At 45.5% G+C, this 18,436-nt stretch carries 14 protein-coding genes and 1 tRNA gene; 9 read left to right on the plus strand and 6 right to left on the minus strand.

The genetic code is table 11. The features are described from left to right. Window positions 1-83: 83 nt before the first annotated feature. Window positions 84-665 (minus strand): DUF6942 family protein, encoded by a 582-nt coding sequence (locus LZP69_RS09850; protein ID WP_234200235.1) that lies wholly within the window; start codon window positions 663-665, stop codon window positions 84-86. Between the two features lie 155 nt (window positions 666-820). Here LZP69_RS09850 and LZP69_RS09855 point away from each other — a divergent pair, with 155 nt between their 5' ends. Further along, on the plus strand, window positions 821-2,281 hold the full coding sequence (locus tag LZP69_RS09855; RefSeq protein ID WP_234200236.1) for an alpha/beta hydrolase: 1,461 nt from the start codon (window positions 821-823) through the stop codon (window positions 2,279-2,281). On the opposite strand, the gene LZP69_RS09860 is transcribed toward LZP69_RS09855, so the two are convergent. Continuing rightward, a complete protein-coding gene (locus LZP69_RS09860; RefSeq protein WP_234200240.1) occupies window positions 2,278-4,458 on the minus strand; it encodes a sensor domain-containing diguanylate cyclase in 2,181 nt (726 codons plus the stop codon). The genes LZP69_RS09855 and LZP69_RS09860 overlap by 4 nt on opposite strands. Window positions 4,459-4,998: 540 nt before the next feature. Between LZP69_RS09860 and LZP69_RS09865 the strand changes: the two genes are divergently transcribed. Next, complete coding sequence (locus LZP69_RS09865; RefSeq protein WP_234200243.1) at window positions 4,999-7,275, plus strand: hypothetical protein; 2,277 nt, start codon at window positions 4,999-5,001, stop codon at window positions 7,273-7,275. Window positions 7,276-7,370: 95 nt separating this feature from the next. Here the strand turns inward: LZP69_RS09865 and LZP69_RS09870 are convergent, their stop codons facing one another. From LZP69_RS09870 to LZP69_RS09885, 4 genes are all read right to left on the minus strand, one after another. Continuing rightward, window positions 7,371-7,877 carry a GNAT family N-acetyltransferase gene (locus LZP69_RS09870; protein WP_234200245.1) on the minus strand — a complete coding sequence of 169 codons (507 nt, stop codon included), beginning with the start codon at window positions 7,875-7,877 and terminating at the stop codon, window positions 7,371-7,373. 146 nt (window positions 7,878-8,023) lie between these two features. Next, window positions 8,024-8,100, minus strand: a tRNA-Pro gene (locus LZP69_RS09875). A 152-nt stretch (window positions 8,101-8,252) separates the two neighbouring features. Then, on the minus strand, window positions 8,253-10,037 hold the full coding sequence (locus LZP69_RS09880) for a DUF3413 domain-containing protein (protein WP_234200246.1): 1,785 nt from the start codon (window positions 10,035-10,037) through the stop codon (window positions 8,253-8,255). A gap of 112 nt (window positions 10,038-10,149) precedes the next feature. After that, on the minus strand, window positions 10,150-10,365 hold the full coding sequence (locus LZP69_RS09885; RefSeq protein WP_234200247.1) for a YejL family protein: 216 nt from the start codon (window positions 10,363-10,365) through the stop codon (window positions 10,150-10,152). A gap of 76 nt (window positions 10,366-10,441) precedes the next feature. On the opposite strand from LZP69_RS09885, the gene yejK reads away from it, so the two are divergent. The 7 genes from yejK to LZP69_RS16685 all read left to right on the plus strand — a co-directional run bounded on the left by yejK (window position 10,442) and on the right by LZP69_RS16685 (window position 18,077). Continuing rightward, window positions 10,442-11,473, plus strand: a complete 1,032-nt coding sequence (yejK, locus tag LZP69_RS09890; protein ID WP_234200248.1) for a nucleoid-associated protein YejK — start codon at window positions 10,442-10,444, stop codon at window positions 11,471-11,473. A gap of 193 nt (window positions 11,474-11,666) precedes the next feature. Then, complete coding sequence (locus LZP69_RS09895; RefSeq protein ID WP_234200249.1) at window positions 11,667-12,563, plus strand: 6-carboxytetrahydropterin synthase; 897 nt, start codon at window positions 11,667-11,669, stop codon at window positions 12,561-12,563. Between the two features lie 61 nt (window positions 12,564-12,624). Further along, window positions 12,625-13,443 (plus strand): M23 family metallopeptidase, encoded by an 819-nt coding sequence (locus tag LZP69_RS09900; protein ID WP_234200562.1) that lies wholly within the window; start codon window positions 12,625-12,627, stop codon window positions 13,441-13,443. 175 nt (window positions 13,444-13,618) lie between these two features. Then, window positions 13,619-13,909, plus strand: coding sequence for a hypothetical protein (locus tag LZP69_RS09905; protein ID WP_234200251.1), 291 nt, complete (start codon window positions 13,619-13,621; stop codon window positions 13,907-13,909). 172 nt (window positions 13,910-14,081) lie between these two features. After that, window positions 14,082-14,414: a carbon starvation protein CstA gene (locus LZP69_RS09910; protein ID WP_234200253.1), complete on the plus strand. Its 333-nt coding sequence runs from the start codon at window positions 14,082-14,084 to the stop codon at window positions 14,412-14,414. Window positions 14,415-15,422: 1,008 nt separating this feature from the next. Beyond that, the gene (locus LZP69_RS09915; protein WP_234200258.1) at window positions 15,423-15,935 is read left to right on the plus strand and encodes a hypothetical protein; all 513 of its coding nucleotides are present in this window, start codon (window positions 15,423-15,425) and stop codon (window positions 15,933-15,935) included. Window positions 15,936-16,079: 144 nt separating this feature from the next. Beyond that, window positions 16,080-18,077 (plus strand): DUF262 domain-containing protein, encoded by a 1,998-nt coding sequence (locus LZP69_RS16685; RefSeq protein ID WP_234200259.1) that lies wholly within the window; start codon window positions 16,080-16,082, stop codon window positions 18,075-18,077. The last annotated feature ends 359 nt before the right edge of the window (window positions 18,078-18,436 follow it).

The raw sequence follows: 18,436 nt of genomic DNA on the forward strand, positions 1-18,436 counted from the left end.
GCTTGTATCCAGTTGAGTCGGCCTATATGCCACTTCACTTGGTGGTCAATTCAACTGGATAAAGCACTTTGCCTCGCTTTCGTTTAAATCTGCTTTTTGAGCTCATCGATCAGGCTATTCGGGCACTGGCGATAATCGAGATAGGGGAGGCGATAGATATGGCGGTTTCCTTCGGTTTGGTGCTCGAAGCTTTGTGGTGTTGTTAGCGGGGTTAATCCTAGATTTTGGGCGCTCCGCTGTCCGCAGACAAAATGGTGGGTTGCGCCTGGGTGTAATTGAGTGGCATTGAACCGGATAAGCTCATTTTGCGTTAGCAGCCTAGGTAGATAGGATCTCCAATTATCATTAGGCGAGCAGATCTTGGCCATAATCACCAATATTTTGCGCCAGTGATTGCCATTTAACGCAATGATTTCATCAATATTCAGCTCACCGCTCTTAATTTCATAGCTCTTAACTGCATCTCTCTTAACTGCACCGCTCGTACTCTCAGCATTAATCATCTCAGCATTAATCATCTCAGAATGGGTAACCGCATCTTTTTTAACCGCATGATTGCTAGTCATAAGCCGGTGATTATATTTTTCGGGGAGTTGAGGGGGATTGGGCAGATAAAAACAATAGGGAGCCGCTAAGGGGCCAAGGTGCGCAATAGACAGGTTCATATCGGTAGCGGTAAATGAGAGGAGATAGGCTATAGGAGATAAGAGTTTAACCCTGAAGCAGCGTTATGTTAATAAATAGATATAATTTAAACCTCTATAATGGATGAAAAACCATAGACTAACTCAACGGATAGCCAATCAGGCGATAGGGATAGATGAAAACCTTGTTACTCAGCTCCTCTAAACAGCTCGCTTTAGCGCTTTTGTACGGCCTGCTAGGTATAGTGGTCGCAGTAGTTGTGGCTGGGATTTGGCTGTTAAACAACAGACCCGAACTCTCGCCCTGGCATACGAGTATGCTCAAGCAGGAGTACCATCGCAATCTGCCACTGACCAGTTTTGAGCAGTATCTCATGTTAGAAGATAAGCTGTTTGATGAGATGCATTTGAAGATTTATCAGCAAACACAAAATCTTATTCATCAACCGTTAAACCGTTATGTGCGGGGCAGTTACTCGGATCCGGCTAAGTGGCCACAAAACTGGAATCGCAGTTTCGAGTGGCCCAATCCTCAGGCTGAGTACGCTTTACTCCTGTTGCATGGGATGTCAGATTCACCTTACTCCATGTCCCATTTGGCCAAGCATTTTGCGCCATCGGCCCATGTGCTTGGGCTGCGTTTACCTGGTCACGGCACTTTGCCATCTTCCTTAGTGTCTCTTTCCTGGCGAGATATGGCATCAGCCGTTGCTTTGGCGACCAGGCACTTGCAGCAAGCCTTACCGGATAAGCCCATTTATGTGATGGCGTTTTCAACGGGCGCGGCCCTGGCCTTGAATCATGAGCTCGAAGCCTTAGTCCAGCACAGACCACAGGCTTATCAGAGGATGATTTTTATCTCTCCGGCCATAGGGTTAACCCCGGTTGCCGCCGCGGCAAAATGGCAAAATGAGTTAGGTTTGGTGCTGGGATTAGAGAAACTGAACTGGAATGCGATTCAAACCGAATATGATCCCTTTAAATATAACTCGTTTGCCGTGAATGCCGGCGATGTGGTTTATCAACTGGCGAAACGTAATCAACAGCTCCTCGCTGCAATTTGGACGGAGCAGCTGACAGATTTAGCCCCCATCTTAACGTTTCAGTCGGTGGCCGATAACACGGTTTCGACCCCAGATGTGTTGATTAAACTCTATCGGGCATTGGGGCGCAGTGATGATGAGTTAGTGCTGTTTGATATCAACCGTGATGATATCAATATGTCACTGGTGGTGAACGATCCTATGGACGCTTTGAAGCCACTTATCTCGACGGTAAAATATGATCTGACCTTAATTCAGAATCGCACTCTCGATGCCCAGGTAAAGCGCCAGGTCGAAGCCGTTCATTATTCATCTAAGGGCGATGTTACCCATGAAGAGTTGGGCCTTTTCTGGCCTAATGGGGTGTATTCACTTTCCCATGTGGCACTGCCTTTTCCTAAGTCCGATCCGCTTTATGGCCCAAGCGGTGGGATCCCTGGCTTTAGGGTCAATATTGGCTCGGCGGCAACCCGAGGCGAGCGGGGGGTACTTGGTGTGCCAGCCGCGGATATTTTGCGCCAGAAATGGAATCCCTTTTATCCCTATATGGTCGAAAGAATGGAGCTGTTTATCGCTTCACCCGAAAAGGATTAGGGTAGGGACTTTTCCTCTGTTAACACTGTGGTGATCACTTGGTTTCGTCCTTCCGCCTTGGCTTTGTATAAGTTCAAGTCTGCCATCTTAAACCAATGATCAACTTGATTATATTCGCCAGGATAGCTGACCACTGCGCCGATACAGACGGTAACGCGGGTGGTGTTATCTTTCGTCACCTGAACATCAGTGTTAGCCACTTTTTGGCGGAATTGATCCAGTAACGACTGGATCTCCTCAGCATGACATTGGGGCAGAACAATTACAAACTCCTCGCCGCCATAGCGGGAAACCAGATCCGTGTTACGTTTAAAGAAACTGCGCATCATTTCGCCTAAGGCGATAAGCACTTTATCCCCCGCCTGATGGCCGAAAGTGTCATTCACTCTCTTGAAATGGTCGATATCCAGGATACAAAAGGCCAATGCTGCATGATTACGCTTACACATATCATGCAAGGTGGTGAAGTGGCTCTCGGTATAGCGTCGATTATAAAGTTGAGTCAGTTCATCCCTTTCTGCCAGCGACTGTAATTTGGCATTGGCATTTTTCAGCTCTAAGGTTCTTAGGGCTACTTTTTCCTCGAGTTCGAGTTGATGGCTTATCAGCGCCTGTTTTCCCTGCTGAATCGTAGTGGCCAGGGTTTGGATCTCAATCGGGCTGGAGTCATCGACTAAGATTTCACCTCGGGTAGAGATATCCCAATCGCTGAATTTCTGTGCGATCAATTCCAGTGGCTCGGTCAGCCGGCGACTGACGGCGCTTATCAGGAAAATCGTGGTAGCAAAGGCAAAGACAAGCACGGTAAAAGTGATCAGATATTGCTGCTCGATTTGACGGATAAGGGGGGAAAAGGGCATGACCACATACAGGCTCCAACCGTTTTTAAGTTGATACTTGTAATAGGCAAATTCAGGCGTAGTGCTGTTTAGCTGCTTTAAGTTCATCATCGCCAGACTGGTTTTATACCTTAGGCCTTCAGTCGTGGCGGTAAAAGGCGTCATTGTAGATATCCCAAGGGGGCTAGAGGCGTAGACAACATTATTATTGCTATCGACTAAGACGATGGATCTTTGATTATGATCTGGGTCGCGGATATCTATCTGGGTGAAATTATTCAGATTCAATGAGCCGACTATGATCCCTATCGGGGTGGAATGGTCGTCTGCATCATACACAGGTGCACTGATGGCAACCGTTGGCGTTGGGCTTAACTCTTCACCTTCAAATACCGATGAGATATAGGTGGTCTGCTCCTCGAATGCACGTTGAAAATAGGGGCGCCGCCTAACATCGATAGCTGCATTTTCAGCTTGTGAACTGGAGTTGGTTGAGTGAGAACGTTGGCTGTGGGCGCTGCTCTCCCCTTGGCTGTCGATAATGAGCAGGGAGGTAAAATAGGGGTAATTTTGGTGCAATCTGAATAAATGGGATTGCAAATCCACTAAATTCGCACCGGTCAGGCTTAGCCAGCGAGCCGCGTTATCTATGGCTTTCACATGATTATCTATATAGGACTGGGTCGATTCCCCTAGGAAATAGGCAGAATCTTTCAGATTATGCTGAACCTCTATCTGCTGCTGGGCAATGGTATGGCCGTTGAAAATCAGTGTCGAGGTTAATAACACTAAGGTCAGAATTTGAATAAAAGTATAGGTTAATTGTTTATTGAAGTTCTTACCTATCTTATGGGTTAGCCCACCCTTAAATTGCAGTTTTAGTGGCGTTAAGGTCACTAAAATTGAGCCTAAAGAGCAATAGAGTAATCCATTAATTCCCTGCTTTAGGGTAATAAACATCAGGTGGCTGTCGGGAAGATCGAAGCTCACACTGGCAAACAGATAAAACAGCGGCATCCCCAGGAACACCCAGAAGAGCATATCGGCATAGAGGGCGTAGATCTCTTTACGTCTGGCAAATCCCAGAAAGAGGGCTTCCAGCGGAAAGAATAGATACATGTGCCAACTGTCCCAGGCGAAATCGAGTCCGATAGCGCACATGATGGCGGTGAGCAGGGCATACCAGGGGCCAAGAAAAATCGCGCTGATCACAAAGAACAGATTGCCAATAACGACCTGCTGGGTCGCAAATAATGGAATAGGCGCGAGATTGACCAGTAATCCACCGAGTCCGAGGAGGAAAGCAAACGCGAGGGATTGGGGTTTTATCAAAGGCATATTGTCCTGTTTGCAATCGATTTGGAAAGCGGTGATTTTATAATCTGATTTGTATTTAAATTGTAATTTATTTGTTTTGCAAATGCTAACAATACCTTATATCGCAGCTGGCGTGAGTTGGCCTGTGAAGCTGCTTATTTAGGGGGATTTCAGCAGTCATTGAGCGGGAATTTCGCTTGTTAATCATTTTTTAAAATTGAGGGGATTTTGTTTTTAAATTTAAGTTTGCGATCTCGAATGTGTTTCGAGATTAACTCATTTCCTTTATTACTCTCCGAGATGTTGTGGTTTTGATACATATTTAAAGTTTGGTAAATAACTGTAACACACTTATCTATATGAATTTTATTTTCAATTGAGTAAAATTTGCACAAAGCGAATTATCATAACTTCAAAAACAATCGCCATTAAATATCGGGTACATCCCTCTGTTAATAAGAGGCTGTAAACCCCATGCCAGAATTTGGAGTGAGCAATTAGCCAAATTCTGCTCTCGTACAGAATATTGCAGTTTTAATTTTAGAAGTGAGAAGTAAATTGATGAGAAAACCTTTTTCCTTAGTGGCAGCAAGTGTCTTAACCGTTCTTTTAACCGGCTGTGGCGGAAGTGATGATTCGGGCTCAACGAAAACGAGTTCTGTCGCCGTTAACAGCACTAATACGACAGTGACCAGTACTGCTGCTGCAACTACTACTGCAACTACAGCTACGACGACAGTTGCGCCTGCACAGGGTGGGACTCAGGTAACAACTCAGGTAACGACTCCCGTTACAACACAAGTCACAACTCAAGTCACAACACAAGTTACAACATCGGCGACTCCTGCCACGGTATCCAGTTTAGCGCCTATTGCAGACTATCAATTTAGCGCCAGCGAGAGCAAAGTCGCGCCAGGCAAGAGCACTGAGTCATTGAGTGGTCAATACAACTGCAGTGGCAATCTCGAAGCGACTGACAGTGTGGGCTCGATAAACATCTATTCAGAGTTCTATCAAAACGGCTGTTACACCAACGCCGATTACAGCAACAGCCAGTATGCCATTGCGGCAGGTTCTTTGAGTGATGGTAATACTCAATTTGAGGCCTATCAGGTGTCACCCGCCCAGGTAAAAGCCCTGAAATTTGCCGGTAGTCATCATCAGGTGCGTATGCAGTTTGCTGCGGCCGATGATTATGTGGTGTATGGCTATGATGCCCAGACCCACAGCTTCAGTCAGCTAGGTGAAGTGAAGGGCGCGAGTGCATCAGACTATACGCCGCTGCCTTTTATCGATTTAGATGAGCTGAGCTCAAGCTTAACCTTTGTGGTGTTACCCGCATCGGCAGATAAGCCCAGCACAATGCAGCAGCTTGGACAAAATCTGCAAGGCGCCTATTTGACCAATTTATCGGGAGTAGCCGATCTGAATCTGTATCAAGTTCAGCTCGATGCGGCGTTAACGCCGAAAGCGCCCCAGGACTTTAATCAAGGTCCAGACAGCCATAATAACGTCTATGGTCAGAATCATTATTTCAGCGTGTTTGGCCTCAATGATGGCGGTATAGGCACTATCTGGCAGGATAAACTGAGTTACCAATATTACTTTACCCATGTAACTGCGGCGCAGAGCAGTAGCACCATAGCACTGCCAGCAGCCCCTGTTTCAGGTGACTTTGTGCTTGGTGGCGCGACGGCCGATGATAAAGATAACCTGTATTACCTGCTTATTGAGGCGGGGAATCAGACCCACAATCTAGCGGCCTGGCTGATAAAAACTGACATAAATGGTCAGCTGATACTCAAAGCCGATGTCACCAGCTCGATTGATGAATTGGCAGAGTTTGGCGAGTTACCCTCTGGCAGTAATCAGGCTGTGTTAGAGGTGATTGGTGATCAGCTTGGGATTATTTACTCAGGCGTGCATCAAAATGGCCATCAGTGGGCCGAGTTTGAGATCTTCGATACAGCTACTCTGGCACTGATTAAAGATCATGGCCAGACAGCCAGCCACTCCTTTAGCCAGGTGTTGACTCGTGGCCAAGATGATAAATTTGTCTCTATCGATTTAGGGGATAACTATCCTCGCGGTATCTTGCTGTCACGCTTCGATGATAACAGCAAGCAAGAGCGTGTGGTTTACAGTTTCAAGACGGCCCACAGCACGACGGCTAAAAACGGCTACGGTGTATTAGGTCAAAACGCCAATGGCGATACCATGTATAAGTGGAGCAATGACAACCGTATCTATACCGAGCTGGGTGGTGTGGTCGATACTGGCAGCGGCTATTTAGTCTTCTTTGCATCTGAGCATGACAGCAAAGGTCTAGTGTTAGATAACGCGCAGGCGGTGAGCTACCTTAACAATGCCCGTAACCTAGGTGTGGTGAAAGTGGTTGCCGATTTTGAAAATGCTTCAGGTTCTGGCGCGCAGATCAGCGATGACCTTATGCTGCTGACCGGTGACTATCCGGCAGAAACGGGATCATTTTATGATTTCAATGGCGGTGAATCCCTGCAGCGTGTTGCTGGCGTACATTGGTTGACTCAGCTTGATCCGCAGGATCTGAGCCACAACGTATCACGTGTAAAAACCATAAGCTTGCCTGGTAAAGATCAGGTACTGGTGTTGTGGGAAGAGTGGTCAAAAGACAGCTATCTGACCACACGTGCCATGATAGTCGGTTTCGATGGTCAGCAAGTCGGTTCAACTTTTGAACTTGCTAGCCTGCGACTCAATCGTCGTGACGAGCTGCTTTATCAGTCAGGCTCTATCTGGTCGGTTACCGGGAACAGCGCCGATCACTCACTGCAGATCGCCGAGTTTAAACTGCTGTAATAGCCTTAAGCTTTGACTGAAGCTGAAAATGCCAGCATGATTGCTGGCATTTTTTTATGAGCGCGATGCCTGCCAAGTGGCTAATGAGTCAGCAATTAACCTTCAATATAAAAAGCTGAATGATAAACAACATCACTTTTTGTCTTGTGGGGTGTGAATTTTATGACTTGAAAATATTCAGCCGGAACCCCTTTTAAGACTAAGTCGGCATCGGCTTTAACCCCAAAACGGGCATAGTAGGCAGGTTCGCCTAATACCACGCAAGCTAAGGCACCCATCCTTTTGAGCTCCTCTAATGCGTGATTGATCAACTTGCTGCCTATGCCGGAACTTTGATAATCGGGAAGCACAGAGACAGGGCCGAGGCCAAAGTAGCCTGACTTACCATCCGATAGAGCGACAGGTGAAATGGCAAGGTGGCCGATGGTCTGACCGTTTTGCTCGGCAATCAATGACAGAGTGAGTACGCCAGCGTCCCTCAGCCCTTGAACAATCAAATGCTCGTTATGGCCTGTGTGGGGCGCATCGCGAAAAGCGGCAATGGTGACAGCCTCAATAGATTGAATGTCTGAACTGGTTTCATGACGGATCTTGATATTCACATTAAATCGCTCAGGAAGATGAAAAGGATGCTGGTTGTTTTAACACGCTACGCCTTTAACTGAAAAGGCTTAGAGAAAACCTCAGATACAAAAAAACCTGTAATTCGTTGAGAACTACAGGCTTTATGTCTCTGAAAGAGAGAATTTGGTCGGTATGAGAGGATTCGAACCTCCGACCCCTGACACCCCATGACAGTGCGCTACCGGGCTGCGCTACATACCGAATTATTTCCTAAACAGCATAATATTGGGGTCTGTTTAGGACAGGCGGAACTTTATCAACTCGCTCAGATTGATGCAAGTGTTTCCCGTGACAAGATTTATCAATTGCCTAGTAATTAGACGTAAAGCGCCGTTTCATCACACTCTGCCCGATTAATGGGTGTGGAAACGGCGTCCTTCTCGCATCACCTGGATAAACTCTGGGGCACTGATTTTTTTACGCAGCACCTTCTTATATTGCTCATCATAGATGTGGTACTGACCATGGCGGTCGATCACTGTGATCTCATCTTGCTGGTAAATTGCAAACACCAGGTTGTCGCCCACATAGGTCCAGTTATTGGTGCTTGGCTGTAACAGGCTCTGGCCCGAACTGTAATCTCTGGCATTGTTGTGGCAGTTCAGCAGCTGGGTCATCAGGGTAGGTACCACATCATAATGACTGGTCGGGTAGTCGACCTCTTTATCGACAATGCTTTCTGGCCAGTGAATGATAAGCGGCACCTTCACATTGGCCGGGGAGAGGTTAGTGCGCTGCTCGTTGCTGTCACTGGTAAACACTTTACCACTGACACCTGTTATCAACACAAAGGTCTCTTTGGGCAATCTGCCTATCAGCTCCTCGAGCTGCTTATCGAGAAAATTCAGTGATTGGCGATACTGGTTAAATAACACCTTCTGTGCCGGTTTGAGTGGGGTTTGCGCCTTAACTGTTTCGATACCAAGGAAACCGATTGGGGTATCGTAGCTGTCAGGGCTTTGCAGATTGAGCAGGGCGAACCAGGGTTGCTGCTGCGCCGCGCGCCATTGGGAAAATGCGTCTATGGAGCGGATATCCGCTGCGGCAATGCCATCTTGCTCGCTCTGAATATGCAGCGTGAGATCTTGGTAGATGGCCTTTGGGGCATAATCTGTCATTTCAGGTGCGAACAGCGCCAGTTGATAGCCTTGCTGACGCAGCTGCTGAGTGAATACCGGAGGCTGATAATTGAGATCATTGGCCGCGATGTAACTCCCCTGCAAGCCGTATAGAAGCGAGAAAATGCCGCTCTGATGGATATTGCCACCGCTGCGGTGCTGACTGAAGTTCTGATTCTGACGCGCATATTGATAGAGGAAAGGCATGGTGGACGCATCGACCATATCAGCTCTAAAGCCATCGACAGTGATCATCAGAATATTCACCGGCTCACTGTTAGTGCATTGCAGCGGCGATATCGGGTAATTCAGGGTCGGTTTAACCTGGTGCTGCGCCGTCTTGTTACTCTGCCTGTCTATGCCATGGCGCTCCATAAATGAACGCGCCGTTGCCGGATAAGACAAAGGATAGGCGTCGTCGAGGCGGGTGATCTCGCTGATATCTGCCGCATCGGCCCAGATATGGATAAGGTGACTGCTAACAAAACAAGCGCCGATAAAGAGCACCACTTTATTGCCGTAATTGGATTTACGGATCTTCTCTATCCGTTTCCATAAAAAGTTGGCCGCCGTCAGTTCCAGTATGATGATCCCAATGGGCGTCACTATATAGGAGGTGCCTTGAAGCAGAGCATTAAGATCGGCCCAGGCGATATCAAACACAAAGGGGCTAAGATGCAGGCCGTAATCGTCATAGATGATGGTGTCGTACAGCAAAATACACAGGCCGATACTGGCGGCGATTGCGCCAAGTCCTCTAAGAATTTTCGAATAGGGCAAGATCAGCGTGATAGGAAACAGGACAACAAGATAGACGATAAAGGCAAGAAAACTGAAGTGCCCGAGCGTGCTTATTGTCAGGTAAGCCCAGCCTATCCAGCTTTCGGGCGCACCTATTGTCTCTATGTAGCGGACACCGACAATCATAGCTAAGAAGCCATTGAAAAAGGCAAACCAATGCCCCCAACTGACAAGACGAGAGACCCTATCCCGTCCCATTTCCTTTTTTCGCTCGATCATAGGGATCCGCTATTGATTGATATACAGTTGTAATTCTAAATATTATTTAGACGACTTTGCCAGTTTTTTACGAATAAAAACAGGATTTTTAGACCAAAAGGCCAAGATAATCTTAGCCTTTTACCGACTGGGTTAACGCCTTGGCAAACTGCTCGGCGACCTGAGCGCGGGCTTCGGCTGGCACCTTACGGACTAAAAGGTCGGTCACACAGTTACCCAGCACCATCAAGCTGAGGTCTGTAGGGGATTGGTGTTTGTCCAGCACAGCGAGAATCTCTGCGATCATCGACTCGACTTGGGTATTGGAATACTTTGATTGAATAGCCATAGTTGAAATATTTTCACTTTTATCTGAAATAGCGGCATATAATAGCCCAATTCTGTCATTATCACTATCGAGGCTTATGAGTATTCACGTCGAACAAGCGATTATTCACGCAATTTCTCAGGATGGCGAAGGCCAGTTGAGCTGCAGATTGCGCCCACAACCCCTGCTAAACAGCCAAGCCGTTGAGGCCATGCTCGAAGAGCTGCACCAAAGCTATACCACCAAGGCGGGCAAAGGCTTTGGACATTTCGGCACTCATGGTGATGATGGCGAAGCTAATCCACAATTTAAGGATGCATTGACTGAGTATCGCGCTGGCGAGTTAGGCTTCGTTGAGTTTTCAGCCTCGGCGGGCAAACTGCTGCAGGCGGAGCTGGCAAAGTATGATTTTAGTCAGGGCGGCTTTTTGCTGCTGGCCTGTTATACCCACATGACCAGTGATTATCTGTTTGTGGCGCTGCTCAATGCCAAATCGTCCATGACGGTACTGGATGATATGGAGCTGTCGCAAAACACCCATCTCGATCTTACCAATATCCAACTGGCGGCGCGGATCGATCTGACCGAATGGCAGGCCGAGCCAGACTCGCTCAAATATATCTCCTTTATCCGAGGCCGTGCCGGCCGAAAAGTGGCGGATTTTTTCCTCGACTTCATGGGCTGTGTCGAAGGGGTGAATCCCAAGGCGCAAAACAAACAGCTGATGAATGCGGTGGAAGACTTTGTCGCCAGCAGCGAGCTGACCAAAGATGAGCGCCAGCAGTGCCGCGAAAAAGTGTTTGAGTATTGCGTCGATCGCTGCGATACCGGCAGCGATATTCAACTTAAAGATCTGGCCGATGAGCTGGCCGATTCGGGCATGGACTCTTTCTATGATTTTGCTCGCGGCGATGAGTATCAGCTGGAAGATGAGTTTCCCGGCGATAAGTCGACCCTGCGCCAACTGAAAAAGTTTTCCGGCACAGGCGGCGGCGTCAGCCTAAGCTTCGATGGTCAGCATCTGGGGGAGCGGGTGATTTACGATCCCATCTCCAACTCGATTCTGATCAAAGGGGTGCCGGCTAACCTGAAAGATCAGCTTGATCGCCGCTTGAAAGGCGGGCAGTAGCAAACGGGATTTAGTGAGTCATATCAGCGCCCTGAATGGGCGCTTTTTTTCTTGCGATTAAATTAAGTCATTTAGCGCGAATGCTTGATAAAATAGACCAGATGAGTTGAAATCATCATGGCACGTTTGAGTTCGTCGGCCAGTTGCCGATGGGACGATTAAGGGCAGACTGTATTTCTGCCTAGGAGATTAAATGCAACTTTTCGTTAGAGATTTAACCGTCATCGACTTTTCATATCTTTGCCCAATCCGCGGCATGGTAGGCGAAAGCTGGATAGTCGATGTCTTGCTTGATGGTGGTTTGGATGAGCAAAACATGGTGCTCGACTTTGCCAAAGTAAAGCGCACCATCAAAAACACCATAGATGATGTCGCCGACCACAGATTATTGATCCCCACAGCCTGTTCTGAGATCCGCTGGCAACAGCAGGGCGATCGCGTCTGGATGGACTTTAACAGTCTGCAAGGGGATATCCATCTTGCCTGTCCCGCCCAGGCATTTGCCTTGATCCCGACAGAGATCATCGATTTCGAAAGCGTTAATGCTTTCTTGCAAAAAGCCCTCAAAGAGGCGCTGCCAGAGAATGTAAACGGTATCGCGCTGACGTTGAGAAATGAACTGCATGAAACGCCCTTTTATCACTATTCCCACGGACTGAGAAAACATGACGGTAACTGCCAGCGCATTGCCCATGGTCATCGCAGCCCGATTAATGTGTTTGAAAATGGGATTGCCGCCCCCCAGTGGGATGAATACTGGAGCCGCCGCTGGAAAGATATCTACCTCGGCTGTGCCGATGATTTAGTCGATGTAGATGAACTGGAACTGTCACCGCAAACCAGCGTGAGTGAAGAGACCCACTATGGGTTCCATTATGTGGCGCCCCAGGGCGATTTTCAGCTGGCGATGCCCAAAAAGCGATGTGAGATCATCCCACATGACACGACAGTCGAGTTATTGGCCGAGTTTATCGCTAAGACCTTGAGTGAACAGACCCCCGATTCCTCCTTTAAAGTGATCGCCTATGAGGGCGTGGGTAAAGGCGCAATCTCGGTTAAAGGACCTAAGCTGAACGCTCAGCTTGATTAAGTTCTCGGATACAGCTGACAGATTAGAAGGAGTGGTTTTGAAACGATTCGCAGCAGGCTTAATGCTCTTGGCAACGCTCGGTACATTCACCCTAAGCGCTACAGCTCAGGCCGAGGTGACCCTGCAGGGAAAGCTGGAGCAGGGCGCCTTGATTCGGGCCAAGACCACACCCGGCACCCAGGTGTTTCTCAATGGCGAAGCCGTTAAGGTCACGCCTCAGGGCGAATTTGCCTTTGGTTTTGAACGTGAGGCGAGCCTCAAGCAGGAGCTTAAACTTGTCTATCCGGACGGTTTGACTCAGCTAAAACCCCTTACCATTGCCGCCAAAGAGTACAAGATTGACAGGGTCAATGGCATAGCGAAAAAGATCATGAAGCCCTCCCCTGAAGATCAGGCCCGCGCCGCCAAAGACGGTAAACAGGTGCGCGCCGCGCGAGATCATTTCTCTACTTTAACTGCCTTTACTCAGGATTTTATCTGGCCCCTTACCGGCAGGATTTCCGGCGTTTATGGCAGTCAACGTGTCTATAACGGTAAGCCGGGCAATCCTCATTTTGGCGTGGATGTCGCGGCGAAAACCGGCACTGTGGTCGTGGCGCCCGCAGATGGTGTCGTCACTCTGGCTGTGCCCGATATGTTCTATTCTGGCGGCACCATGATTATCGATCATGGTTATGGTGTCAGTTCCAGCTTTTTGCATCTGCATAAACTCTATATCAAGCCCGGCGAGTCGGTGAAACAGGGGCAGCCTGTGGCCGAAGTCGGCGCAACAGGCAGGGCAACCGGCCCACATCTTGACTGGCGAATAAACTGGTATCAGATGCGCCTCGATCCTGTGACAGTAGTGCCCTCGATGGCGAGTGTACTCAAACAGCAGTAAGAGACATTATTCCACTACACAGAGACATGAGTACAGAGCCATAACTCGTTAATTGTTGGAGTAATATCAACTCTGGTGTAGATTTTAGTTTGTGTTATTTTCAATAAGTTGAGTCTGGTTTTGCCAATCATTCAACGCTTAACGATTTCATTATTAAGGGATATGGAGTGAAATTATGAAAGAGATACTGCAGCAAAAATCCGCCGTCCTCTGGCTCATTGTCAGCACCTGTTTCATTTTACTCATTCCTTTGGTGGCAATGCAGTTTAGCAGTGAGGTTCACTGGACAAGCCTTGATTTCATGGTGATGGGGATCTTACTACTCTTCGCAGGTTTCGTGCTCATCCTCCTGGCTCGCAAATTGACTGTAAAACCCTTTTATCTTTCTGTAATAGCCGTTTTGCTGGGTTTTCTGTATGTTTGGGTTGAGTTAGCCACAGGCGTCTTTTTTTCATTTGGAAGTTAATGCTTGTGGTTGATAGCAAGGCGAGCGTGCGCGATAGTACGAGTTAGTCTTTAATGTTGAAAGCAGCGCGATAGTTCGGCTTAGTCGTTAACCTTAGTCTTTAATGTTAGCCGTTAATGTTAGTTAAGCATTTGCGCGCCACGGAGTAAGGCGTGAGTTGATCAGGACGATAATGAGAACACTTCAACTTTTAGGGGCTCTTCTTGCCCTTGCGGGGCTACTGTTAGGCTACGTTTTGTTGTCTCCCGTTGACAGTGACTCTTCCGAAGCCGCCGCAGGTGCGTCAGGTCTGGGGATCATGTTCATGGTGCTGCCTATGCTTGGCTGGTCTGCGCTAATGTTAGTGCCTTCTTCAATCGCCTTGTTTAGTGAGGAAGTAAGAGCGCGTGCCTATTTCAGAGGCCATTTTTGGTTAAACCTTTGGAAATTGAATCTGATGATTTCCGCTGCCTATATCGGCCTTGTTCTTTATGTCGCTTACTTATGGTTGAAGTTAAGTGATTGACTTTAAGTGGTTGATATTAATTGATTGACGGTAAGTGGTTAACCTTAAGGATCGGCAGCAGATATTAGGTTTAGAAACACTCAGTTTTTTGTCTAGGAACGTGCCGAGGTTAAAACTGCTGAGACACTTTTGCTCCAAAGTGAGGTAAGGAAGTGATTGTCGATCTGTGTTTATTGTCATTGTTTCCCCAGTGACACGCCGCCCCTTGATTTCAAAAGAAGCTTCCCTGAGTGCTCTACTAAAACATCCTTGTTTTAGAAGGTCACTGGTACCAACAATGGCAATATTAACCAGCCTTTCAGCTTTTCAATCTAACAAGAATTTGCCCCAAAGTGAGTTAACCTTGAAATGAAGGAAGGACATTTTTCAGTATTGCTTTTCTTACTTGGTAAATTTTAGTTCGTACTCTTATGGCTATCTAACGCCTGCCCGGCGGGGGATGTGCAAACACACTTTTGGCTCGCCACAAGCACGTCCCTGTGGGCTCTGCGAAATCATCCCTGATTTCGAAGGCCAAAAGTGTGCTTACACTTGGTTATTGTCTCTCTTCGATTTAACCGTGTTTGGTGTGAAGAGGAATCAAAAAGCTAACTTGGTTTTGCGTCAAAAACGAATTAACAAGTTATTGGTGGAGCGATAACGAACGGGCTTTCAGGCCTAGCAATTTTCATCGCTATACCCATCTGATGTCATTCACTACCCATCAAAAACTGGATAAGCATACAGTTATATTAAAATCATAAGGATTTTGAACGTTTTTCATCCTGTATTCGTGCGCGTTTTCTCATTTCATATTTTATAAATGTGATTAAAATTAATCACTTACTCTATTCGCTAAGTAGATAATAGGTTTGGAAAACGCGCATGCGCGTTTTTCCAGATGGTATATTTAGCAAAATGCTGATAAGTTCATTGTATACAGATAGTTAACTGTGCGCGTTTTTACTGGTCCAACGAGGTAAACGCGCATGCGTACGAATAAAATGTTAGGGTTCCAAGGAGGGTTTTGTGGATTATTTGATACCTGAAGATTTGCCTTATGAATTTTTGAATTCACTTGGTATATCAACGGTTGAGCGAGTTTCTATTGAGCCATTCAGTGGTAGTAAAAAGCTTGAGTGCTACAACAACGTTCTAAAGTTCCTAGAGACAAACAGCGGTGAGATCCAATTTGGTTGGTCATTTTCGCAACTTGGGAAGATAGTCCTTAAACTTACGGGTCATGTTGTCGTAAAGCTTCCTGATGGCTCACTCAAGTGTGTCACTCCTTCTGAGCATGAAGTTTCTGAAATTTACTTTTACCCCGACCACTCTATTCTTGCTTCGGTTAATGAGTTGAGGCTTCCGGCAAAAGTATTTGCTCTGGTGGACAATGAAACAGTGAATCGTTTCGTTAAACTTGAAAACCTTCAAAATAAAATGAGGCTAGAAGGTAATGAGCTTGCAATTAAGCTAATCATGCATGATAAATACCTTCTCTCAAGTAAGCTCATCGAGACTTTCAATGCCTATGACGAGTAGTGAAGCCCTAACAAGATGATAAAGGATAAGGACGTCTAAACGTTGGCTAGTCGTTCGTACCTCACTTATTTTAGCCAACATTTATACGCCTCTTATCATGGCGTTATGTATCAGATCAGTTACAGATAAATTTAAGGAATCCAAGTGAAAACTGAACTTTATTCCGTATCAAAAATTTTCACGGAAAGACTTCTACGAATCCCAGACTATCAACGTGGTTATGCATGGACTAAGAAACAGCTAAAAGATTTTTGGGGGGATATACAACAACTTGAGAAAGGTCATAATCATTATGTAGGTGTACTGACGCTAGAAGATGTAGAAAAAGATAAGTATTCAAAGTGGGATGACGATGAATGGATAATTGAATCTAAAAATTATGAACCTTACTATGTAGTAGATGGGCAACAACGACTTACTACTACAGTAATTTTGATTCAATGTATTCTTGAAGCTATCGGCGATAGAGAAATTAACTATACAAAACCTGATGAAATACGCAAGAAATTCATCTTTGAATCAAAAGATGAAGGAATATCTAGGTCGTACCTTTTTGGATATGAAATAGACAATCCTAGTTATGAATTTTTAAAGCAAAAAATATTCTGTGAGCTATCTGATAATCAGCCCAATGTGCAAGAAACCATTTATACTAATAACCTACTGATGGCGAAAGAGTACTTTAAAGAGCAATTGTCTAATCTTGATATCCATAAAATAGAAGCGTTATACACAAAGGTGACGCAAAACTTGCTATTTAATATCTATTCTATGTCTGATGAAATAGATGTTCATGTTTCATTTGAAACTATGAACAATAGAGGTAAGCCTTTGTCACACCTCGAGCTATTGAAAAATAGACTTATTTATTTGTCAACTAAGGTTGATTCTGATGATTTTGAAAAGCGAAAGTTAAGAGATTCAATTAATGAGTGTTGGAAAACCATATATCATCAACTTGGACGTAACAAAGATAATCCACTTGATGATGACGTGTTTCTTTTTAATCATTTTATTCTTTTTTATGGAAAGGCACTGAATAATGGTGATTCAATTAATTACAGACGCTTCCGTAGAGGTTATGGGGCATATTATCAGGACTATTTGTTGGAGGATAAGTTCACAACAAAGTCATTAAATTCAGACGAGAATGAAAAGCTTACTGTTCCTGAATTGTATCGCTACGTTAGCAGTCTTAAGTCATCTGTCGAAAAATGGTATGAAATTTCAAATCCAAAAGGGTCTTCGTTAGACCCGAATATTGCAAAATGGCTTGAGAAAATTAACAGGACAGAAATCGATGAGAGTTTACCATTAATAATGGTTAGTCTTCAAAAAGAACGTGATCAATTACTTTTGGTGAAGTTTTTAAAGTCACTTGAAAAGCTATTATTTTGTATGCTTCTTGCAAATAGATCGTACCGTATAACATTTAGCTCATCAGTTTTCATAGAATGGGCGAGCAGCTTAAGTAATGATGAGATATCTCTGGATAAAATAATTTCTCAACTTGATGATGCGAAAGAAGATTTTGCAAAAGACTTAAATATGCATAGGCAAATATCTGAATCATTTAAAGATGGTGGTTTTTATCGATGGAGAGGGTTGAAGTATTTTATGTATGAATATGAGCAGGAGCTTAAAGAAAAGTCAAAAACATATACAGACAAACTGCATTGGGAAGATATGGCTGATGATATAAGAGATCACAAAACTATAGAGCATATTTATCCGCAAAACCCTAGGAAAGCCTGTTGGGTTGATAAGTATAAACATTATTCTGGCAAAGAGAGAAGTATTCTCAGACATTCAATCGGTAATTTGGTTCCTCTGTCACAGCCCAAAAATTCTAGTTTTCAGAATAAGCCCTTTTTGGAAAAGGTTGGTAACTCTAAAACTACGATAGGCTTTAGGTATGGATCTTTCTCAGAAATAGAAGTTTCAAACAATAAGCAATGGACGGCAATAGAAATTATTAAACGCAACGTGAAGCTATTAAAATTTATGGAGAAACGGTGGGATATAGATTTTGGTGGAGTTGAAAAAATGATTGAGTTTGTGAATCTTGGTTTTGTACTTAAGAAGGAAGATATCGTGCTACATAACAAGGCAATTCAGTCGACGCAAAAAACACGCGGCTGATTACGGCGTTAGGCGTGAATCCTAGTTGGATTCCGAGGATAAAAATAAATGGTGCAAATGAACTCTGGAAGACACGCATACTCTTTTGATGGCGGCGAACAACTTACTACTATAGGTGCCACATTTTTTGTGTCCTACCTCTATCATCTGCATGTTGATTCAACGCATAGAAATTGGGAGTCAATTAGAACTCGAGACTCCCGCATAAGCACAATCAACCGAACAGGGAATTACCACGTAGATTGGCTTAATCATGTAGGCTGTATGAGCGAAGCGAATTTAAATAGAAATACTCTGGGCCTTGATGGTGCAGTCGTAAAGAAAATGGCGTTGTCCATACAAAAGGCATTGTGAGTGAC

The sequence above is a fragment of the Shewanella sp. AS1 genome (assembly GCF_021412565.1).
Lineage (GTDB): Bacteria > Pseudomonadota > Gammaproteobacteria > Enterobacterales > Shewanellaceae > Shewanella.

Coding starts and splice junctions, on each gene's coding strand:
- LZP69_RS09850 (WP_234200235.1), bottom strand. CDS start 665: ATGAACCTGTCTATTGCGCACCTTGGCCCCTTAGCGGCTCCCTATTGT.
- LZP69_RS09855 (WP_234200236.1), top strand. CDS start 821: ATGAAAACCTTGTTACTCAGCTCCTCTAAACAGCTCGCTTTAGCGCTT.
- LZP69_RS09860 (WP_234200240.1), bottom strand. CDS start 4,458: ATGCCTTTGATAAAACCCCAATCCCTCGCGTTTGCTTTCCTCCTCGGA.
- LZP69_RS09865 (WP_234200243.1), top strand. CDS start 4,999: ATGAGAAAACCTTTTTCCTTAGTGGCAGCAAGTGTCTTAACCGTTCTT.
- LZP69_RS09880 (WP_234200246.1), bottom strand. CDS start 10,037: ATGATCGAGCGAAAAAAGGAAATGGGACGGGATAGGGTCTCTCGTCTT.
- LZP69_RS09885 (WP_234200247.1), bottom strand. CDS start 10,365: ATGGCTATTCAATCAAAGTATTCCAATACCCAAGTCGAGTCGATGATC.
- yejK (WP_234200248.1), top strand. CDS start 10,442: ATGAGTATTCACGTCGAACAAGCGATTATTCACGCAATTTCTCAGGAT.
- LZP69_RS09895 (WP_234200249.1), top strand. CDS start 11,667: ATGCAACTTTTCGTTAGAGATTTAACCGTCATCGACTTTTCATATCTT.
- LZP69_RS09900 (WP_234200562.1), top strand. CDS start 12,625: ATGCTCTTGGCAACGCTCGGTACATTCACCCTAAGCGCTACAGCTCAG.
- LZP69_RS09905 (WP_234200251.1), top strand. CDS start 13,619: ATGAAAGAGATACTGCAGCAAAAATCCGCCGTCCTCTGGCTCATTGTC.
- LZP69_RS09910 (WP_234200253.1), top strand. CDS start 14,082: ATGAGAACACTTCAACTTTTAGGGGCTCTTCTTGCCCTTGCGGGGCTA.